This is a genomic window from Archaeoglobus veneficus SNP6 (assembly GCF_000194625.1).
GTDB classification, from domain to species: Archaea; Halobacteriota; Archaeoglobi; order Archaeoglobales; family Archaeoglobaceae; genus Archaeoglobus_C; species Archaeoglobus_C veneficus.
Map to the genome: position 1 here is coordinate 1,324,268 of NC_015320.1, position 15,040 is coordinate 1,339,307.

15 protein-coding genes are annotated in these 15,040 nt (G+C 48.4%); 6 read left to right on the forward strand and 9 right to left on the reverse strand.

The annotated features are described in order from the left end of the window. Positions 1-63: 63 nt before the first annotated feature. From ARCVE_RS07420 to ARCVE_RS07435, 4 genes are read right to left on the reverse strand one after another with little or no spacing between them, the layout of a single operon-like run. Positions 64-1,374 carry a phenylacetate--CoA ligase family protein gene (locus ARCVE_RS07420; protein ID WP_013684154.1) on the reverse strand — a complete coding sequence of 437 codons (1,311 nt, stop codon included), beginning with the start codon at positions 1,372-1,374 and terminating at the stop codon, positions 64-66. A 28-nt stretch (positions 1,375-1,402) separates the two neighbouring features. Further along, positions 1,403-1,798, reverse strand: a complete 396-nt coding sequence (locus ARCVE_RS07425) for a hypothetical protein (RefSeq protein WP_013684155.1) — start codon at positions 1,796-1,798, stop codon at positions 1,403-1,405. A gap of 8 nt (positions 1,799-1,806) precedes the next feature. Continuing rightward, complete coding sequence (locus ARCVE_RS07430; protein ID WP_013684156.1) at positions 1,807-2,964, reverse strand: MFS transporter; 1,158 nt, start codon at positions 2,962-2,964, stop codon at positions 1,807-1,809. 35 nt (positions 2,965-2,999) lie between these two features. Then, entirely contained in the window at positions 3,000-3,932 is a 933-nt protein-coding gene (locus ARCVE_RS07435) for a nucleoside recognition domain-containing protein (protein ID WP_013684157.1), read from the reverse strand. A gap of 144 nt (positions 3,933-4,076) precedes the next feature. On the opposite strand from ARCVE_RS07435, the gene ARCVE_RS07440 reads away from it, so the two are divergent. Next, positions 4,077-4,820, forward strand: coding sequence for a metallophosphoesterase family protein (locus ARCVE_RS07440; RefSeq protein WP_013684158.1), 744 nt, complete (start codon positions 4,077-4,079; stop codon positions 4,818-4,820). An 86-nt stretch (positions 4,821-4,906) separates the two neighbouring features. Here the strand turns inward: ARCVE_RS07440 and ARCVE_RS07445 are convergent, their stop codons facing one another. Together ARCVE_RS07445 and hisH are read right to left on the reverse strand one after the other, a co-directional pair. Beyond that, positions 4,907-5,257 (reverse strand): hypothetical protein, encoded by a 351-nt coding sequence (locus ARCVE_RS07445; RefSeq protein WP_013684159.1) that lies wholly within the window; start codon positions 5,255-5,257, stop codon positions 4,907-4,909. Positions 5,258-5,273: 16 nt separating this feature from the next. Next, positions 5,274-5,867: an imidazole glycerol phosphate synthase subunit HisH gene (gene hisH, locus ARCVE_RS07450; protein ID WP_013684160.1), complete on the reverse strand. Its 594-nt coding sequence runs from the start codon at positions 5,865-5,867 to the stop codon at positions 5,274-5,276. 62 nt (positions 5,868-5,929) lie between these two features. On the opposite strand from hisH, the gene ARCVE_RS07455 reads away from it, so the two are divergent. Next, positions 5,930-7,243: a TldD/PmbA family protein gene (locus ARCVE_RS07455; RefSeq protein ID WP_232215788.1), complete on the forward strand. Its 1,314-nt coding sequence runs from the start codon at positions 5,930-5,932 to the stop codon at positions 7,241-7,243. A gap of 2 nt (positions 7,244-7,245) precedes the next feature. After that, entirely contained in the window at positions 7,246-8,478 is a 1,233-nt protein-coding gene (locus ARCVE_RS07460; RefSeq protein WP_013684162.1) for a TldD/PmbA family protein, read from the forward strand. Positions 8,479-8,524: 46 nt separating this feature from the next. Here the strand turns inward: ARCVE_RS07460 and ARCVE_RS07465 are convergent, their stop codons facing one another. The 3 genes from ARCVE_RS07465 to ARCVE_RS07475 form a co-directional block, all read right to left on the reverse strand. Continuing rightward, positions 8,525-9,226 (reverse strand): DUF72 domain-containing protein, encoded by a 702-nt coding sequence (locus tag ARCVE_RS07465; protein WP_013684163.1) that lies wholly within the window; start codon positions 9,224-9,226, stop codon positions 8,525-8,527. A 49-nt stretch (positions 9,227-9,275) separates the two neighbouring features. Then, complete coding sequence (locus tag ARCVE_RS07470; RefSeq protein WP_013684164.1) at positions 9,276-10,166, reverse strand: prohibitin family protein; 891 nt, start codon at positions 10,164-10,166, stop codon at positions 9,276-9,278. 168 nt (positions 10,167-10,334) lie between these two features. Continuing rightward, positions 10,335-11,900 carry a GTPBP1 family GTP-binding protein gene (locus ARCVE_RS07475; protein ID WP_013684165.1) on the reverse strand — a complete coding sequence of 522 codons (1,566 nt, stop codon included), beginning with the start codon at positions 11,898-11,900 and terminating at the stop codon, positions 10,335-10,337. 54 nt (positions 11,901-11,954) lie between these two features. Between ARCVE_RS07475 and ARCVE_RS07480 the strand changes: the two genes are divergently transcribed. The 3 genes from ARCVE_RS07480 to ARCVE_RS07490 all read left to right on the forward strand — a co-directional run bounded on the left by ARCVE_RS07480 (position 11,955) and on the right by ARCVE_RS07490 (position 15,021). Continuing rightward, positions 11,955-12,587 (forward strand): ERCC4 domain-containing protein, encoded by a 633-nt coding sequence (locus ARCVE_RS07480; RefSeq protein WP_013684166.1) that lies wholly within the window; start codon positions 11,955-11,957, stop codon positions 12,585-12,587. A gap of 38 nt (positions 12,588-12,625) precedes the next feature. After that, positions 12,626-13,387: a diphthine synthase gene (dph5, locus tag ARCVE_RS07485; protein ID WP_013684167.1), complete on the forward strand. Its 762-nt coding sequence runs from the start codon at positions 12,626-12,628 to the stop codon at positions 13,385-13,387. Between the two features lie 62 nt (positions 13,388-13,449). Further along, positions 13,450-15,021 (forward strand): helicase HerA domain-containing protein, encoded by a 1,572-nt coding sequence (locus ARCVE_RS07490; RefSeq protein WP_013684168.1) that lies wholly within the window; start codon positions 13,450-13,452, stop codon positions 15,019-15,021. The last annotated feature ends 19 nt before the right edge of the window (positions 15,022-15,040 follow it).

The window sequence follows — 15,040 nt, forward strand, 5'->3', positions numbered from 1 at the left end:
CTCCATAGCCTCGTTAAATCCCACACGTGGGAGGAAAAGTAAACGGGTAAAAAAGGCAAAACATCACACCTCCTCCCTCAAATCCAGCACGCGCTTGGCCTTCCCCACGAAGCGCTCCAAGGTACCCTTCTCAACGAGCTCGACGTTCGTTCTCAGGCCAAGTTCCTTCTGCAGTTCCCTCTGGACCTTTTGCCTGATTTTATCCAGGTCCGCGAGTTCCCCTGTGAAGATTTCATCCCTGACCTCCACCCTAACCGTAAGCTCGTCCAACGAACCTCTCCGGGTGATTACAACCTGAAAGTGGTCGCCGACCTCCGGAATCTGCATGAGTACATGCTCTATCTGGCTCGGGAAGACGTTTATACCCCTGACAACTATCATGTCGTCCGCCCTGCCAAGGATGCGGTGAATCTTTGGATGTGTGCGCCCGCATGAGCACTCGTCGTCCATTATGAACGTTATATCGCCCGTCTTATATCTCAGCAGGGGCAAAGCTTCCTTTGTGAGCGGAGTCAGCACGAGTTCGCCCTTCTCACCCTCCGCAGCGGGATTACCCTCTTCGTCAACGATCTCTATGAAGTAGTGGTCGGCCCAGATGTGAAGACCGTTCTGCTCCTCACACTCAAAAGCAACTCCCGGCCCGTTCATCTCGCTTAAGCCGTAGGAGTCGTACGCTTTCAGGCCAAAGGCATCTTCAAGTCTCTTGCGGGTGTTATCACTCCACGGCTCGGCTCCAAAACAGCCAATTTTTAGGCCTATTTCATCCGGCTTTATGCCCATCGCTTCCGCAACTTCCTTGATGTGCATCGCATAGCTCGGCGTTGCGTGAATTACAGTCGTCCCAAAATCGAGCATGTACCTTATCTGCCTCTCGGTGTTTCCCGTTCCTGCGGGCACAACCATCGCTCCGATGAGCTCGGCAGCATAGTGAAAGCCGAGACCGCCGGTAAAGAACGTGTAGCTCACCATGTTCTGGAAGACATCTCTCTCCCTGACCCCTACCATGTACAGGCACCTTGCAACCATGTTTATCCAGTTCTCCAAGTCGCTGCGGGTGTATCCAACGACTTTCGGCTTGCCCGATGTCCCGCTGGAAGTGTGTATCCTGATGATCTTCTCCTTTGGAACCGCAAAAAGGCCGAACGGGTAGTTTTCCCTCAGGTGCTCCTTGGTCGTGAAGGGAATCTTCGCTATGTCTTCCCTCCGCTTTATGTCATCGGGGTGAACGCCCGCTTTTTTCAGCCTCTGCCTATAGAACGGAACGTTATCGTACGCGTGCCTGATTACCCACTTCAGTCTTTTGAACTGGAGCTCTTCGATCTCTTTTGGAGGCATTACCTCCTCTTTTTGCCAGTATTTATCGCTGTAGGGCATGATACATGGTTGCAAGTAGCGAAGTATTTTAATCTTTCACTTTGAATGGTAGCTCTTTCACATCCACATCATTGATTTTAACAACAACCCTGTAGTCACCCTTCTCCAATTTTCCGAGTTCCAGTGTTTTGTTGTATTTCTGCAAAACCTGTATGCAAATTTCGTCGGGCTTCGGTGGCGTGTGCCTGAAGGAGATTATGAAGGTGTTCCCTTCCCTTTCAACACCGAGAAACTCTATTTTGTGGCACGGGTTTGGGAGCGTAATGATAATCTGCGCCTTCCACACTCCATCGTCTTCGAAAACGATAATCTGTGTGGGAGTCGAGTCTCCTACATCAGGTGTGGTCTTATTCGCCTCATGCGATACGCAGAGCGTAAGCATGACTGCGATCGCCAGAACGAGAACTGGCCATTTTTTCATCATAGTATTGGTTACGATGCCTGGATAAAACCCTTTTGAAATTTCTTATCGATGAAATTGTATGCAAGAAAGAACGAGAACGCTATAAGTGCCGCCACTACAAACACTGCGTTGAGAGAGAGTAGTCCGAAGACCAGTGGGCCGGTGGTCTGACCAATCCTTATCGTTGAACCGTAGGCAGTCATAACCGCAGCTCTGTGTTCATTCGGAGCAGTTGAAATGACAAGGTTTTGAAGTGCTGGCAGAACCGAGCCATGAGCAAAGCCAAAGAGGAGCGCTGCGGCAAAGAACAGGTAGTACGAGGGTAGAAATGGTATCACGAGCATTGAAATACAGTAGGCTGCAAAACCCGCTTTTATTGCTCCAATGCTTCCAAAGCGTTCTACCAGATGCGCAAGCCTATAGGAAAAAATTGCCGTAAAGGCAGACATGGACGCCTGTACGGCACTTATCATAATGCTGTTGGCCATGAATTTCTCCTTGAGCAGGAACGGCAGAAACGTGAGGAAAGCCCCGTAGAGAATTATAAAGACTGCTGCACCTGATGCAAACTCGAAGAGCAACCTTCCGCTGACCACTCTTGCCATCCCCCTGAAGTACGAAGATATTGGTGTTGAACTTCTCACATCGGGATGGGGCATGAGCATTGCAGCAATTCCGACAGGAATTGCAATGCCAAAAGTGAGAAAGGGATATCTCCAGTCAAAGTAAGCGAGAATCCCTCCTATAGCCTGATAGGCAGTAATTCCGATTGTGAGAACGCTGGCGTTGTAGCCAAGTATTCTTGCCCTCTCGATCCCCTCGTAGATGTCTCCAATCATGGTTGCAGAAAGGGCAGTCAAAGCTGAGCCGCCTATTCCCTGAATGAATCGCAGCAAAAGCATGGTTTTGAAGTCTGCAAAAGCGCAGAGCGTTCCAGCGATGGAAAATAGAAAGAGAGACGGAACGAGGACTTTCTTTCTGCCATATCTATCTGCGAGAATTCCCATCAGGGGGGCGAAGAAGATGCCGGGAAGTGTGAAGGCTGTAACGAGCATCGCCACCTCGGCTCTACCAATACCAAGTGCAGCACCTATCTGGGGAAATGCAGGAGTGAGGATAGACACGCCTATAACACCCATCAGGGTCACAGCAAATATTGTGTAAAGGTTCGAATTTAGCTCCGGCACTGCTGAGATTTAACTGCGTGTCTTTTTAACTTTAACTATGTAAGATAAAGCAGTAGTGCGAGGGCAACGATTGTGTAGGTTACGTTCAGGAGTGCGCTCAGAACTGCAATTTTGAAGCCCAGCTTGACTCCAAAGTACGCTATTCTCCCTGGCAGCGAGTGGCGGACGAGGACGACGGACATCGTCACTATGCTCGTGAGCAGCAGTGCAGAGACGGCTTCAACAGGGGTGAGCATGCCCTCCGCCAGCATAGAGCCTGCAAGGGCAAAAGCACTTGTGGTGTCTGCAAGTCCAACAGCGATTATTGCCGAAGCTTCGCCTGGGAAACCTCCCACGTGTATCTCCTTTAGGGGTTCGAAGAATCCGTAGGCGTTCAGCAGTGCGGTAATCACATACACAACAACGAGCCTGGGCAAAATCTTCTTTAGAACATTCCACGCCTGCTTCAACCCCGCCCTAATCTTCTCCTCCGGTGTTCTTTCGTTGGCTTCCGTTTTGTTATTAACCCTCGCCCTCACCTCTCCGGAAAGCAGGAAGTGCCCGGCAATTACGGCCGTTGCTGTGACGCACATGCTCACGAAGAGTCTTGCCGTGATGTATAGCATGCCGGCTGTAAGGCCGAGGAGCGGGATTACAACGGGAATGAAGTAAACAAAAAGATGGTTCACGAAGCTGAAGAAGCTGCTGACGAAGGCAGCAATGACTGTTTCCCTCTCGCTTATAACTCTCTGCTCACGAAACCCGGCAAGCATGGCCATTGCTGCACTTCCGCTGGCAAGATAGGTCACTACCGCCAGAGCAGATTCCTCCGAGAGGTTCGCGAACCTTATAAGGGGTTTGAATATGAAGGAAATTCTCCTTATAACTCCAAACTCGCTCAGGATGTTGGCAATTACAATCGCGATTACAAGAACTGGAATAACGTTTTTCAGCAGGTAGAGAAGCTTCGCGACCACAATGTCGAGCATAGCGCTAATCTGCCCTTTTTTCAAAAATCTTTCGCTTCAGCCATACTACCGGATGAAAGGATTGGCATAGTGAGTCTATGCATAAACAGGTTACCGCGAAAAGAGAAGACCAAGCTTTATATACCGGCCTGGCAAGGAATAATTATGCAGGTGGCTGTAATTTCGAACCTTCATGGTAATTTGCTGGCCCTCGCCTCGGCTCTTTCAAAAATCGAGAGGTTGAGGGAAAAGGGAGAAGAGATAAACAAAATCTACGTTCTCGGCGTTTTCGGCCTGATGCCCTATCCAAAGGAGGTTTACCAGTTCATAAGCAGTGCGGAGAACATCTTTCCCGTTAGGGGCAAGTACGACCATCTGATTGCCAAATGGAGAGAGCTGGAAGAAGATGAGAAAGAAAGGCTCAGGGAGGACCATCCGGATTTCGTAATAAGAATGATCGAGTGGAACTGGGAGATGCTTGGAAAAGATGGAAGGAGCTGGCTGAGAAACGATGTTCCGGCATTTATCATCGAAAAATTCGGAGAAAAAAATGAAATTCTCTTCGTCTACGGCGAACCCTTCAACCCGACAGGAGAGGACGTTAAGCCAAAGATGCCGACCTCATACTACGAAAGCCTTCTCGCACCCCTCCGAAAATACGAGATGCTCGTTGTAGCAGGCCCAATACCATTCATCGCAGAAACGAGGTACGGGAAGGTCGTATGTCCGGGAAGCGCAGGCTTCCAGCCGATAAAGGATTCAAAGCCGAGTTTTGCAATCATAGATACCGACAACATGTACGTTGCCTTCGACGACTTCGAGTATAGTAAAAAAGACGTGGAAGACAGGATAAAGGAGTACGACCTCCCGAGCGAGCTTATAGACCTCCTGCACCACGGATATATGTAATTGGACTAGTGCCCTTTGTAAGTTCTGCCCTTTTTTACTCTACATTCTTTCTCGTTTCTACCACAACACGAGAATGTGAAAAAGAACTATACTACATCTTTCAGCTTGTCTACTTCAGCATACACTTCCTCAAGAATCTCCTCTTCAAGAAGTCGGACGAGGTTTTCCATTCCTTCCTTCTCGAGGGTAGAAATCAGCCTCGAAAAATCTGCAAGTATTGCCCTCGCTTTCTCCGGATTTGAAAGGGCAAAGCTCATTCCCGCAAGCCTGCCGAGGAGCAGCAGGGCAAAGCAGAGCTTTTTTCCTTCAAATCTGTCTGCGAGCTTTTCTATAGCAGTGATATCAGGCAGCCTTTGTGCGATTATCTCCACTACCTCGCCTGTAACCTCGGCAGCCTCTCTTGCCGAAAGGCCGAGTTCCCTGTACAGAGCTCTCATTTTAGCCTGCCTGCAGCTACTTGCCCGCAAGCTTCACGAAGTTCTTGATTATCTTCAAACCCTCTCTCCCACTTTTTTCCGGATGGAACTGGAAGCCAACGAAGTTATCCCTGAAAACCGCTGAAACGAACTCAATGCCGTAGTCAGTCGTTGAAAGCACGTGTTCGCTGTCTGTCTTCATGTGATAGGAGTGGACGAAGTATACGTAACTCCCGTCCTTCACACCCTCAAGCAACGGATGCTCGACGTGTATTTTTATCTGATTCCAGCCCATGTGCGGGATTTTGCCAACATCTGCCGGAAACTTAACAACTCTTCCCGGAATCACGTCGAGTCCCTCGTAAAGCCCCCCTTCCTCGCTCTCTGTTGCAAAGAGCTGCATTCCGAGGCATATACCCATAACAGGCACGTTTGCATCCTTTATCAGCTTTTCAAAGGACTTGAGCCTGTCCATTGCAGGTTTGAACGCTCCAACGCCGGGCAGTACTATTGCATCTGCCTCTTCTATTACTCCGGCATCAGATGTCACCACTGCATTTCCACCAACGAACTCAATTGCCTTGTGTATGCTCCTGAGGTTTCCGACGCCGTAGTCTACTATGGTAATCACGAAAGGCAGTATTCCAGAGGGTGCTTAAGAAGCTTTTTATTACTGCCTACATCACTGAAAGCATGCTGGAGATGGGACTCATGGATGTAGTGGAATTCTACGACGTAAGAAAGGTAGAATCAACCTCTCTCGTCCTCAATCTCGAAAACGGGAAAGTTGAGAAACCAAAATTTGAACGCTCATCTAATAAAGGCTTCAGAGTTCTGAAAAACGGTTTCTGGGGTATTTTTTCTGGAAACGTTTCCGATGAAGAAGGTATTGAGAGGGCTGCAAAAAACGCCACTGGAAAGGGTGATGCAGGAATAGTCGATGCTGGAGAGGGTGGAAAGTTCGTTATGAAGGTTAAAAAGAACCCTGCTGACATTTCCATTGAGGAAAAGGTAGAGCTGATAAAGGAAATCGAAAAGGAGGTCAGAGCAGATTACATCGTGAGCACAAAAATAATCTACATCGAAAACCTCAGGAAGTTCAGCTATGTGGACTCATCAGGTGTAGAAGTCTATTACGAAGTTCCGAGAACTGGCATAGTCATCCAGGCTGTCGCAAAGGACGACGTTATGCAGTTCTACTCCAAACGCCTCATGAAACCAGCAGGCTACGAGATATTCGACGACCGTGTTTTCTGCATAGCTACCGAAGTCAGAGAGAGACTGGCAGAGTTGCTGAAAGCGAAACTACCACCATCCGGTGAAATGAACGTGGTAATGGATTCCGATCTTGGAGGCGTCTTCATACACGAGGCTTTCGGGCATGCTGTTGAAGCTGACCACGTTTTGCAGGGCGCAACGATTCTGGCTGGCAGAGTTGGTGAAAAGGTTGCCTGTGAGGACGTGAACATCTACGATGATCCCACGATCAACGAATTCGGATTTTACCCATTCGACGACGAAGGAGTCAGAGCAGAAAGGAAGGTCATTGTCGAGAACGGCGTGCTGAAGAGCTTCCTCCACTCGAGAGAAACTGCTGCAAAGCTTGGAGGAATGCCAGGAAATGCAAGAGCCCAGGGTGTTGCAGAGCCAATAGTCAGAATGAGCAACACATTCATGGCCGATGGAGAACTCAGCTTTGAGGAGTTGCTTGAGGAAGCGAAGAACGGCATATTTCTTGCTGGCTCGAGAGGTGGAGAAACAAATCCTGCAACGGGCTACTTCCAGTTCAATGCCCAGTACGGCTATTTAATAAGAAACGGGGAACTTGCAGAGCCGGTTAGAGATGTTTCTCTTTCCGGAAACACTCTGAGCATACTCCGAGACATAAAGCTCGGAAAAGGGCTCAGATTTGATCCTGGATTCTGTGGCAAGGCTGGCCAGCTCGTTCCTGTTGCTGACGGGACTCCACCTTCCCTCGTGAGGGCAAAAGTCGGAGGGGTGGCGTAACTATGATCGATGACATAGCAGGCAGACTAAAAGACATCGCAGATGCATGGGAGATTTTTTACAGAAAGACTGAAAAGAAGGCTGTTCTGATCGAAAGGGGGAAAGTGAAGAACGTTGCCCAAGAGATTGAAGAAGGATACGCAGTGAGGGTTATCGTTGGCAGAAAAGTCGGTTTCGCGACATCGCCCAATGTTAATGAGGCATTCGAAAAGGCTGTAAAAGTTGCCAGGGTTTCGGGAGAAGAACTGTCTTCATTTCCTGAAGGCGGATATACGGCTGTTGATGGAATTTACGACAGCAGATTCAACGATGTCGATGCCGAGTGGCTCATGAACGCTGCAGAGGCTATGACTTCGCCATGCATAGCGATTAATGCAAATCCAGCATTTGGAAGTATCGAGGTTGAAAAAATTGTTACAGCGGTAAAGAATTCCTCCGGCTTCGAGATGGAAAGAGAGGAAACTTCATGCACAGCTTTTCTTGAAGCTGTTTGTGAAGATAGCAGTGCCTACGAATACTTTCAGAGCAGAAGTATGAAGCTCGACTTCGAATACGTAGGAAAGACTGCAGCCGAACTTGCTGTTGAGAGCAGAAATCCTGCAAAGCTGGAGAAAAGAAAATGCAGCGTTGTACTGTCCCCGCTCGCCTTAAACCAGCTTCTGAGCTATACACTTTATCAGGCAATGTCAGCGGAGAACGTGCTGAAGGGCAGAAGTCCCCTGAAATTGGGCGAGTTTTACGGAGAGCTGACTGTTGTAGATGATGCAACACTTCCCAGGGGGCTTAACAGTGTGCCTTTTGATGACGAGGGCAGCAAATCGATCAGAAAAGTGATATTCGACAAGGGAGAACTCAAAACATTCATAAGCGACTACAGGAACTCACTCCTGCTGGGCATAGAAGCCGGAAACGGCTTCAGAGACGAGATAACATCATACCCTATAATAACTCCCAGCAACGTCGTACTCGAATTCGAACGTTCATCAGATGTTGAGGATGGGGCGCTCATCGTCCATTCTCTGATCGGGGCGCACACTGCAAACCCAATAAGCGGTGACTTCAGCGTTGAGTGCATGAACGCCTTTTACAACGGAGAGCCCGTTAAAGCGATGCTGTACGGCAACATCTACGAAGTGCTTAAAAAAATAGAATGTTTCGGGAAGGATGTAAAGCAGGTTGACTTTACGGTTTCGCCCTCCGTAAGGTTTGGCGAGGATGCAATGTCCATCATCTGACGCTACTCTCTCTATTTTCCGAAAATCGTTCCAGACAGTTTCCAATTTAGTCAAACTTGAGCGTAGAAATAAAGCGTTTTGCATCCTCACACATGTAAACGTTGTTAAATAACACGTAGATTTCCTTATTGAGCTCCCTGCAGAAATTTAGAAGGTAAGCTAGTTCCTCGTCGCTATACCTGTGCCTGTACATCTTCACGTGTGTTCCGTGGAGGCGGAGATAAGCAATTTCACCATACAAAGGTTTCGCGACAAAGGGATCAACGCAGTGGACGAGGTTTAGCTCCTCGCAGACCTTCTTTACAGCCTCCTTGCTCCACCCTCTCGGCTCCCAGACAAAGGTGAAATCGCGCTCTATTGAACTGAAAAATTGTCTCATGTTTTCCACGTTTTCAGGCGTTTCTTTGAATGATGCAGGCGTCTGGAAAAGAATTACTCTCGCGTCGAGAATCTCCGCGATTCTCTTCGTCTCCTCCCACGCATCGAAAACTTCGCTGGTTGGCTTGAAGAAGCCACAGTCCTTCGCCTTTATGCCAGCCTTTCGAAAGGTGGGACTCGCTGGTGGATGTGTTATGACCTGCCACGCCTTGACCGTAAATTCAAAGTCGCTGGGGGCATCTTTCCTCCACTTTCCAGCAGTTTCAGGTTTTGGGGGTTTGTAAAACGTTTTCTGAACCTCAACGAGTTTAAAATCCTGAAAGTACTTATTCATCGCCTCACAGAAGCCGCAGCAGCCGACTTTTATCATCAAAAAATAAACTGGAATGATAACTATTTAACGATTCTCGATTGTATTCCTACTTCGTCGGCAGAATCATCGTTGTTACCGGCTCGCTTATGTTTACCCCGGGAATCATCGAAGATGGCACAGGCATGATAATGATCTTGTCTCCCTCCTTACCCTCAAGCTCCTGCAGAGTTTTCAGGTAATACCACTGCAGGTAAAGAGGGTTTCTTTCAAGACTCTGCCCGATTATTTTGTTTGCTTCAGCAATACCCTCAGCCTCTATCTTCTTTCTCTCTGCTTCAAGCTTTTCCTTCTGAACGACAAACTGCATCCTCTCTGCTTCCTGCTTTGCCTGAATCTTTGCCTGAATAGCATTTTCAACGCTTTCGGGCAGGTCTATGTTTCTTATGAGGACGGCGGTGACTATTATTCCGTAGGGTTCGAATTCAGAGGCTATCTCTTTCTCGAACTCAGCCTGAACGGCGGTTCTGTGTTCTGTATACAGGTCATCTGCCTTGTACTGAGCGATTATGTCTCTTGCCTTGGCTCTTATCCTGTTTTCCATCCAGATCTCGTAGTTCTTCAGAGATTTGTAGACGTCTGAGGCTTTCGTGGGCTCTATCTTGTACTGAATCGCCATGTCGAAGTAAACGGGCAATCCCTCAGTGGTCAGAGCCTTTATGTGTTTCTCTCCAACGAGTTCCATCGTTTTCTCGTATATCGGCATCCTTATCACTTCGGTTATGAAGGGAGTTACGATGTGCACACCCTCTGTAAGCTCCTCGTCCTGTACCTTTCCGAGAATCTTCACCACTCCGACTTCGGTGCTGTCTATCACCACGATGGACGACGCTGCCACGACTGCCAGAACGAACAGAATCAGAGCGACCGTTGCCCATACTTTTCCGATTTTTCGCTTTCGTTCTCCAATAGAGATCGAGTAGCTCCCGTAATCCTCCATGAATTCCACACGACTTTAATGAAAATTTAAGAGTTTCTGAATTTTGTCGTTATTGCTGTAAATTTCCTGTGAACTTTGTGTCACTGATATATAATTTCCAGAAGCTTTTCAAAGTTCAGCAAAATTTTCAGTAATTAAAATTTATAATTTATTAAGACAAAAAATAAGTCAATCGAAAATCCTCTTTATCTCTCCAACACCCTTGCTTCTGCCCTCCCTGAATATGAACTTCTGACCTTCAAAGACGCAGTGGGGGTGGTACTTGAACCTGATTCTGACCCTGCCCCTGTCACCGGCCTTAAGATACTCCCTGTCCATCTCCTCAAAAACCACAGCCTCGGATATCGTCTCCACGTGCATAACCGGCTCGTAGCCTGGTTTTATTCTCGTCGGATGTGTGAAAACAACGACATCTGCTTCGAATTCCCAGACAGCCCTCGGCTCCTGCTTTGCGAGAACCATACCCCTCCTCAGCTCATCCAGCCTGACGCCTTTAAGGGCTACGCCGACGATATCTCCTGCTTCGGCTTTACTCACGCGGTAATAGTGCATCTCCATGCTCAGAACCTTTACCTTCTTAAAGCTCCCGTCGTGGAACGGGCCGATGAATACTTCCTCGCCCTCTCTCAGTTCTCCTGACTTTACGCTTCCGCTTACAACAGTTCCCACACCGCTAACTTTATAGAGTCTGTCTATATACATCAGGAATTCTCTCTTCGCCACGCTGCGCTTGGGCAACCTGTAGAGCAGAGCTTCGAGCACATCGTATCCCTCAAGAGTGACGGCCGAAGTTACGATGATTGGCACGACTGGCTTCGCAGCCACGAGTTCTGCTGCGTGCTTTGCTTCTCTGACTCCATGGACGAGGTAAGGAACCCTGCCAACAGAGCGAAGGAGCTTGGATACTTCAGATACAACCTCTTTCACTCTCGTCTCCTCCACCATGTCAGCCTTGGTTATCGCTATTATAACCGGCAGATCCATTGCGAGCAGTATTCCGAGGTGCTCCTTCGTGGTCCTCATAACCCCATCGTTCGCAGCAACAACGAGCAAACCGTAGTCGATTTTCTGGCCCAGCAATCCCCTTATGGTGGTGCGAAGCCAGGGCTCGTGGCCAACGGTATCGACGAAAGATATGAGCTTGTCTGCGTTTTCCACAACCCACGCCTTCTCGCTCTTGTTCAGAGGGTTCTTCATCTTGATGGCCCTGCCATCCTTAAATCCGAAGACTGCAAAGCTCAGATCAGCGCTCAACCCCCTTTCGATTTCGTGCTTGAGCACGTCGAGGTAAATTCTCGTTGCTCCATCTCCATCGTCTGGCGTTCCTGTAATGAGAGAACCAACAAGGGTCGATTTTCCATGATCGACATGGCCCGCAGTACCTATCAGAATGTGCTCCTTCGCCCTACTCTTGGCAATTTCAACAAGCGCAACGAAACCATCGTTTATTGTGTACTCCTCAACCACCTCGATTTTAGCACCTATTTCACTGGCTATCTTTCCAAGAATGGAGAGTGTTTCATCGAGTTGCTCCCTGCTTATGCCCCTGAGTTCTCCAGAATCGGAAACTCCAACGACGTAGAGGGCTTTTCCTCTACCCATTATAATTCTGTGGTTCATTTGACATGCGAGGGCCTGAAACCTGTCCTCCTTCAGATGGTAAGGTGTAAGGAACTCCTTAAACTCTACGTTTTCCCTTTCTCCCTCCTTTACTATATCAATGAGTCTGTTCATGTACACACAGCCATCTGACCAAAACAATTTATCGTTTTCGATGTACCTTGCATCATGATATTCGCAGACGACAGAGAGCCAGAGAGGATAGTGGAAGCGCTGCAGTCCATGGGCATAACTGTGAGAAAGAAAAGGCTTGAAGTTGGCGATTATCTTATTATCCACGGCAGCTATGCTGTTGCGGTTGAAAGGAAAGATGCAGATGATTACGTCAGCTCAATTGTCGATGGACGACTTTTCGACCAGCTGCACCGCCTCGCAAATGCATATGAACTTTCTTTTCTCTGCATCGTTGGAAAAGTCGATTTCTCCAGAATAAGAAAAGAGGCGTTCACAGGCAGCCTCGTCAGCATTGCTCTGAAGAGTAAGGGCAGCGTTATCCCTCTGCGGACGGATAGTGAAGAAGAATTCTGCCTTGTCCTGAAATCCATCAACAGACAGGTTGAAGAGGGAAAGCTGAAAACCGTCCCGAGGATAGTGAAGAAGGCCAGCGTTGAAGATAGCGTTGCCATGCTCACGGCAATACCGGGCATAGGCGTCGAGAAGGCGAAAAGATTGCTCGAAAAGTTTGGAAGTGTTTACAGAGTTGTGAACGCAACGATTCCAGAGCTAATGAGGGTTGAAGGGATTGGGGAGAAGCAGGCTAAGAGAATTTACTACTTCGTCAGAGGGAAGAGAGTGAAGTGAGCGGCAAAATACTTTAGCCTCACAGCCCAGCGACGTGCATGCTCACCTTCATTGGAATGGGTCTCTGGGACGAGAAGGACATATCTTTGAAGGGGCTTGAAGAGGCAAAAAAGGCTGACGTTGTATGTGTGGAGTTCTACACGTCCAGACTTATGGGTACAAGCCTTGAAAGAATTGAGGAACTCTTAGGAAGAAAAATAAGAGTTCTCGAAAGAAGTGATCTGGAAGAGAATTCCGGAGCCTTAATCGAGGAAGCAAAAACAAAAAATGTGGCGATTCTCGTCCCCGGCGACCCGATGGTGGCAACGACGCACTCCGCCTTAAGACTTGAAGCTGAGCAGAAGGGAGTTAAAACGAGAATTATCCACGGTGCAAGCATATCTTCGGCAGTCTGCGGGCTCACAGGTTTACACAACTACAGATTTGGAAAGTCCGCAACTGTAAGCTACCCCTACGGAAAACCTTCAGCCACACCCGTTAATGTCGTGCACGCTAACTGGAGCGTGGATGCTCACACGCTGCTATACCTTGACCTGCATCCGGAGCCAATGCTCATATCTCAGGCAGTAGAAATCCTCAGAAGTGCTGGTCTTGAAGACTGCTTTGCTGTTGGAATTGCAAGAGCTGGTAGCGATGAGCCAGTTGTTAAGTGTGACACGCTCGAAAAGCTGAAAAATCACGAGTTTGGCGAAGGCTTGCACATCATGGTGATTCTGGCAGAAACCCTTCACTTCATGGAATACGAATGCCTGAGAGCTTTTGCATCAGCCCCTCCCGAACTCGAGAGGCTCGTGAAATAGTTTAACACCTCGTAGTGTAGCATGGTGGAAACATTTTAATCCTTCTCGACCTTTTTTCGCTAATGAAAGGAGCAGTTGGAAGGATATATGGCGAAGCCTCGCCAACCGAATTCAACTTCGTTGTTTTCGATCCTAAGGAAGTCAGGCGTACCGATTACGTTAAAGTGTGGAACGACGTCGATGGCTGGGTCGTCGCTCAGGTTCTCGACATCAGGGCTACGGCAGATTTAAGCGGTAGTGATGTCCTGCAGGGTAGAAACGCTGAAAAGGAGCTTTATGTTGCAAAAGCTACAGTTATTGGAAAGAGGGATGAGAAAGGTTTGCTCAGAGTGCCCAAAACACCCTTTGTTCCGGGCGAGAACGTTTTCAAGGCCGAAGAGGAGCTGGTGATAGATGTCCTCGGGCTTGAGAAGGAGGGCATATACCTCGGGCTCCTTCAGGATACGGATATCAGGGTCAACCTCGATATAAACTCCCTCGTCCAGAAGCACTGCTGCATCCTTGCAAAGACCGGAAGCGGGAAGAGCTATACGGCGGGAGTGATAATAGAAGAGTTGCTCGAGAGAGGTGTGCCCCTCTTCATAATCGACCCCCACGGCGAATACGCAACGCTGAAAGAACCGAACAGAAACGAGGAAGAAATCCAGAGAATGGAAGTATTTGGAGTTAAGCCCAGAGGATATTCAAACGTCATGATTTACGTTCCTCCAAATTCGCCCTTCGTTGATAGGGCTGATGGGGTGCTGAAGCTCGACGGACTGAACCTTACAGCAGAGGAGATAGTTGAGCTTGCCGGAATAACGAACTCTACTTCTCAGGCTTTGCTCTACCAGGCAATAAAGAATCTTAAGGGCAGCAACTACACGATAGAAGATATAATGAGCGAAATAGAGAGTATCAAGCACAACGCCAAGTGGGCACTTCTTGGCCATCTCGAAAAGATTGTTGAAGCAGGTCTTTTCGATGAAAACCCCACACCGGTGCACGTTCTCCTGCAAAAGGGAAAGGCAGTAGTGCTCGACATGAGGGGAGTACCTCCAGAGCATCAGGATCTGATAGTATCAAGGATATGCCACCAGCTCTTCGAACTCAGAAAAAGAAATGAGGTGCCTGCGGGGATGATTGTACTCGAAGAGGCGCATAACTTCATACCCGAGAGAGGCTTTGGTCGGGCTGTTTCAACGCCGGTGCTGCGTACAATAGCGAGCGAGGGCAGGAAGTTTGGCCTCGGGCTCATGGTGATAAGTCAGCGCCCGGCGAGGGTTGACAAGAATGTAATAAGCCAGTGCAACACCCAGATAATACTCAGGGTAACAAATCCCAACGACATAAACGCAATAAAAAAGGGTGTCGAAGGGCTTACTGCTGAGATGGTGGATGAGATTAAGCGACTGCCACCCGGTACGGCGATGGTCGTGAGCCCCGAACTCGAAAGACCGATAATCGTGAGTGTCAGAGTCAGAAAGAGTATGCATGGGGGGGCTGCGGTGAATGTCGTAACAGAAAGCAAAAAGAAGTCGGAGAAAAAAAGCGGCGGCATTGGATTGTTCAGAACAGGAGGCAAGAAGAGCGGAGATGAACGTGAGAGCAAAAAGAATAAAGGTAGCCTCCTGAAAAAGATGTTCGGCGGATAATTGCAGAGGTGAAGACAGT

What these genes read in the sequence shown, in the direction of transcription:
- ARCVE_RS07420 (WP_013684154.1), bottom strand. Translation starts at nt 1,374, where the DNA reads ATGCCCTACAGCGATAAATACTGGCAAAAAGAGGAGGTAATGCCTCCA.
- ARCVE_RS07425 (WP_013684155.1), bottom strand. Translation starts at nt 1,798, where the DNA reads ATGATGAAAAAATGGCCAGTTCTCGTTCTGGCGATCGCAGTCATGCTT.
- ARCVE_RS07435 (WP_013684157.1), bottom strand. Translation starts at nt 3,932, where the DNA reads ATGCTCGACATTGTGGTCGCGAAGCTTCTCTACCTGCTGAAAAACGTT.
- ARCVE_RS07440 (WP_013684158.1), top strand. Translation starts at nt 4,077, where the DNA reads ATGCAGGTGGCTGTAATTTCGAACCTTCATGGTAATTTGCTGGCCCTC.
- ARCVE_RS07445 (WP_013684159.1), bottom strand. Translation starts at nt 5,257, where the DNA reads ATGAGAGCTCTGTACAGGGAACTCGGCCTTTCGGCAAGAGAGGCTGCC.
- ARCVE_RS07455 (WP_232215788.1), top strand. Translation starts at nt 5,930, where the DNA reads ATGCTGGAGATGGGACTCATGGATGTAGTGGAATTCTACGACGTAAGA.
- ARCVE_RS07460 (WP_013684162.1), top strand. Translation starts at nt 7,246, where the DNA reads ATGATCGATGACATAGCAGGCAGACTAAAAGACATCGCAGATGCATGG.
- ARCVE_RS07465 (WP_013684163.1), bottom strand. Translation starts at nt 9,226, where the DNA reads ATGATAAAAGTCGGCTGCTGCGGCTTCTGTGAGGCGATGAATAAGTAC.
- ARCVE_RS07470 (WP_013684164.1), bottom strand. Translation starts at nt 10,166, where the DNA reads ATGGAGGATTACGGGAGCTACTCGATCTCTATTGGAGAACGAAAGCGA.
- ARCVE_RS07475 (WP_013684165.1), bottom strand. Translation starts at nt 11,900, where the DNA reads ATGAACAGACTCATTGATATAGTAAAGGAGGGAGAAAGGGAAAACGTA.
- ARCVE_RS07480 (WP_013684166.1), top strand. Translation starts at nt 11,955, where the DNA reads ATGATATTCGCAGACGACAGAGAGCCAGAGAGGATAGTGGAAGCGCTG.
- dph5 (WP_013684167.1), top strand. Translation starts at nt 12,626, where the DNA reads ATGCTCACCTTCATTGGAATGGGTCTCTGGGACGAGAAGGACATATCT.
- ARCVE_RS07490 (WP_013684168.1), top strand. Translation starts at nt 13,450, where the DNA reads ATGAAAGGAGCAGTTGGAAGGATATATGGCGAAGCCTCGCCAACCGAA.